The following is a 3,918-nucleotide window of genomic DNA, read 5'->3' on the forward strand; positions in this document are numbered from 1 at the left end:
ATCGTGCTCGCCCTCGTCGTCGTGGTGGTGCTCGCCGGCGTCTTGGTGGGCGGCAAGCTGTGGCACACGCTGTTCGGGCCCGGCGACGACTACACCGGCAGCGGCAAGCGGGACCTGGTGATTCAGGTCCAGGCCGGTGACTCGACCACCAACATCGGCGAGACGCTGCAAAAAGAGCAGGTCATCAAGACCGTGCGGGCGTTCGTCAACGCCGCACACGGCAACAGCGCCATCAACGCGATCCAGCCGGGCTTCTACCGGATGCGCACCGAGATCCCGGCCGCCAACGCCGTCGCGCGGCTGACCGACCCGAAGAGCCGGGTGGGCCGGCTGGTCATCCCCGAGGGCCGCCAGCTCGACGACACCACCGACATGAAGACCAACGTGGTGACGCCGGGAATCCTGACGCTGATCTCGCGTGCCACCTGCGTCGACCTGGACGGGGACACGCACTGCGTTCCGGCGCAGGGCCTGCGGGCGGCCGCCACCAACAGTTCCGCCCTGGCGTTGGCGGTGCCGCCATGGGCGACCGAACCCGTCGGCGAGCTCGGCAAGGACCACCGCCGCATCGAAGGCCTGATCGGGCCGGGCACCTTCAACATCGATCCGTCGGCGTCGCCCGAGGCCATCCTGGCCACCCTGGTCGGCGCCGGCGCCGAGGAGTACGTCAAGTCCGGGCTGGTGGACACCGCCCAGGCCCTGGGCCTGTCGCCCTACGACATCCTGGTGGTGGCGTCCCTGGTGCAGCAGGAATCCAACTCCCAGGACTTCGCCAAGGTTGCGCAGGTCATCTACAACCGGCTGCACGCCCACCACACGCTCGAGTTCGACTCGACGGTCAACTACCCGCTGGACCGCCGCGAGGTGGCCACCAGCGACGCCGACCGGGCCCAGAAGACGCCGTGGAACACCTACGTGTCGCAGGGCCTGCCGGCCACCGCGATCTGTTCGCCCGGCACCGACGCGCTGAACGCCGCCGAGCACCCGCAGCCCGGCGACTGGCTGTACTTCGTCACCATCGACGCGCAGGGCACGACGCTGTTCACCCGCGACTACCAACAGCATCTGGCCAACATCGAGCTGGCTAAGCACAACGGTGTCCTCGACAGCACCCCCCGCTAGCTCGGCGCCCCGCAAGGCGGCCGTGCTCGGCAAGCCGATCGCCCACTCGAAATCCCCGCAGTTGCACCTGGCCGCCTACCGCGCGCTGGGCCTGGCCGACTGGACCTACGAGCGCATCGAATGCGACGCCGAGCAGCTGCCCGGCGTCCTCGGCGGCCTCGGCCCGGAATGGGTTGGGGTGTCGGTGACCATGCCCGGCAAGTTCGCCGCCCTGCGGTTCGCCGACGAGCGCACCGAGCGCGCGCGCCGAGTGGGTTCGGCCAACACCCTGGTCCGCACGCCGACCGGCTGGCGGGCCGACAACACCGACATCGACGGGGTCGCCGGGGCGCTGGGCAGCGCGTCGGGATGGGCGCTGGTCTGTGGATCGGGGGGCACCGCGCCGGCGGCCGTCGCCGGCCTGGCGCAGCTGGGCGTCGCCGGCATCACCGTGGTGGCCCGCAACCCCGACAAGGCGGCCCGGCTGGTGCAGCTGGGCGACGACCTGGGCGTGCCGACCCGGTTCTGCGACCTGGACGGCGAGGTGCTCGCCGACGAGGTGGCGGGCGCCGAGGTGCTGGTCAGCACCATCCCGGCGGACGTGGCCGCCCGCTATGCCGGCACCTTCGGACGCATCGGCGTGCTGCTGGATGCCGTCTACGACCCGTGGCCGACGCCGCTGGCCGCCACGGTGAGCGCCGCCGGCGGCCGGGTGATCAGCGGTGTGCAGATGCTGCTGCATCAGGCTTTCGCGCAGGTGGAGCAGTTCACCGGGCGGCCCGCGCCGCGCGAGGCCATGACTTGCGCGGTGGCCGCGCCGGATTAGCGTGCCGCGCATGCGAGTCGCTGCGGCGTTCCTGGTGCTGGCCTGGCTGGCGGCGCTGAGTGGGTACGACATCCGGGAACGCCGCCTGCCCAACGCGCTGACGCTGACCGGGGCCGCGATGATTCTGGCGGCCGCGACGCTGGCCGGCCGCGGCCCGTCGGCGCTGGCCGGGACCGGGGCGCTGACCGCGATCTATCTCGCGGTGCACTGCGCGTCGCCGGGCGCAATGGGCGCCGGTGACGTCAAGCTGGCCCTCGGCCTGGGCGCGTTGACCGGCTGCTTCGGCGCCGGCGCCTGGTTTCTGGCGGCGTTGGGCGCGCCGCTGCTGACGGCGGCGCTGGGGATGGTGGCCCGGGTTCCCGGTGGTGCCGACCGCACGGGCTCGGTGCCGCACGGGCCGTCGATGTGTCTGGCCAGCGCGGCGGGGGTGGGGCTGGCGCTGCTCTGAGCGCTCAGTCCGCGGCGGCCGTCGGGCGCAACAGCGGCAACAGCTGGTTGCCGAGCCGGACGGTCTCCGACTTGTACGGGGTGTCCGACAGGACGAAATGCGTGACCCCGAGGTCGGCGTACTTGCGCAGCGCGGCGGCGACCTCGGCGGCCGAGCCCACCAGCCATGTCGTCCCGGCGCCCTCGCCGCCGTACTTGCTCGGCGTCGTGTACAGGCAGGAATCGAGCACTTCGCCGCGCCCGGCGAGATCGGTCAGCCGCCGCTGGCCCGCGGATCCCGCCGGGTCGTGCAGCAGCAGCATGGTCGGCGTGCCGGCCAGCTTGGCGACCTTCGCCTCGGCGTCGCGCCAGGCCTGCTCGGACGTGTCGCGCACCAGCGTGGTCACCCGAAGGCCGAACTCTAGCGGCGCGTGCTCGCGACCGAGCTTGTCGGACAACGACTTCAGCCTGTCGATGCGTTCGGCGATCCCGTCCAGCGGCTCACCCCAGAACAGTTGGACATCGGCATCGGTCGCCGCGACCTGCTCGGCGGCCGCCGACGCTCCGCCGAAGTAGAGCTTCGGGGACCGGCCTTCGTCCGCGCCGAGCGGGCGCGGCTGCAGCGTCGAGTGTTCGACGCGGTAGAACTCGCCGCGGAAGGTCACGTCGTCCTGGGTCCACAACCGGCGGACCAAGCGGATGAATTCGCGGGTGCGGTCGTAGCGGCGCGCCTTGTCGACCTCGGGGTCGCCGTAGGCGGCCGGGTCGTCGGCGCCGCTGACGACGTTGATGAGCAGCCGGCCGTTGTTGAGCCGGTCCAGCGTCGCCGCCGCGCTGGCGAAATGCGCCGGATGCCAGTAGCCCGGGCGCACCGCCACCAGGGGCGCGAAGTTGGTGGTGCGCGCGGCGATCGCGGTCGCGACCGTGAACGTGTCCGGCCGCCCCCAGCCGGTGCCGATCAGCGCACCTTGCCAGCCGTGTTGCTCGGCGCGCTGCGCCAGATCGACCGAGTAGTCCAGGCTTCCCCAGCCGTCGACGGTGTCGTCGCCGCGATGGCCCGGCTCGACGGTATTCGGTATGTACCAGAGAAATTGACCCACCGGACAACATGGTGGCAGATCAGCGCGGCGCCCCCGCCGGCATCGCGGCGTAACTCGTGGTCAGGTCAGGAATCACCGCGGATGAAAGTCTCGCGACCGCCGCGCGGATTTAAGTCAGCGCAGGTGCCCATGGGACAATGGGACCCGTGTTGCGTTGGATCACTGCTGGGGAGTCGCACGGTCGCGCGCTGGTCGCCGTGCTCGAAGGCATGGTCGCCGGTGTGGAGGTCACCTCCCTCGACATTTCCGAACAGCTGGCCCGCCGCCGCCTCGGCTACGGCCGCGGCGCCCGCATGGCGTTCGAGCGGGACGCGGTGAGCGTGCTGTCCGGGGTGCGTCACGGTGTCACCCTCGGCGGGCCCATTGCCGTCGAGATCGGGAACACCGAATGGCCGAAGTGGGAGACCGTGATGGCCGCCGACCCGGTCGACCCGGGCGAGCTGGCCGACAGCGCGCGCAACGCGC

Annotated in this window: 5 protein-coding genes; 4 read left to right on the forward strand and 1 reads right to left on the reverse strand. The window is 71.7% G+C overall.

Annotation, left to right across the window (positions count from 1 at the left end; genetic code table 11):
- The 3 genes from DQP57_RS26230 to DQP57_RS26240 all read left to right on the forward strand — a co-directional run.
- The coding region (locus DQP57_RS26230) for an endolytic transglycosylase MltG (protein WP_205869245.1) at positions 1 to 1,122 on the forward strand (1,122 nt) is incomplete at its 5' end.
- Complete coding sequence (locus DQP57_RS26235) at positions 1,097 to 1,927, forward strand: shikimate dehydrogenase (protein ID WP_112635804.1); 831 nt, start codon at positions 1,097 to 1,099, stop codon at positions 1,925 to 1,927. The genes DQP57_RS26230 and DQP57_RS26235, both read left to right, overlap by 26 nt.
- Before the next feature lie 10 nt (positions 1,928 to 1,937).
- Positions 1,938 to 2,375, forward strand: coding sequence for a prepilin peptidase (locus DQP57_RS26240; protein ID WP_112635816.1), 438 nt, complete (start codon positions 1,938 to 1,940; stop codon positions 2,373 to 2,375).
- A 4-nt stretch (positions 2,376 to 2,379) separates the two neighbouring features.
- Here the strand turns inward: DQP57_RS26240 and DQP57_RS26245 are convergent, their stop codons facing one another.
- Complete coding sequence (locus DQP57_RS26245) at positions 2,380 to 3,453, reverse strand: LLM class flavin-dependent oxidoreductase (RefSeq protein WP_112635806.1); 1,074 nt, start codon at positions 3,451 to 3,453, stop codon at positions 2,380 to 2,382.
- 146 nt (positions 3,454 to 3,599) lie between these two features.
- Here DQP57_RS26245 and DQP57_RS26250 point away from each other — a divergent pair.
- Positions 3,600 to 3,918 (forward strand): chorismate synthase (locus DQP57_RS26250; protein WP_114149394.1); only part of this gene is annotated, 319 nt, incomplete at its 3' end.

The organism is Mycobacterium colombiense (assembly GCF_003284935.1).
In the GTDB taxonomy this organism is placed as follows: Bacteria; Actinomycetota; Actinomycetes; order Mycobacteriales; family Mycobacteriaceae; genus Mycobacterium; species Mycobacterium arosiense_A.

Coding starts and splice junctions, on each gene's coding strand:
- DQP57_RS26240 (WP_112635816.1), top strand. CDS start 1,938: ATGCGAGTCGCTGCGGCGTTCCTGGTGCTGGCCTGGCTGGCGGCGCTG.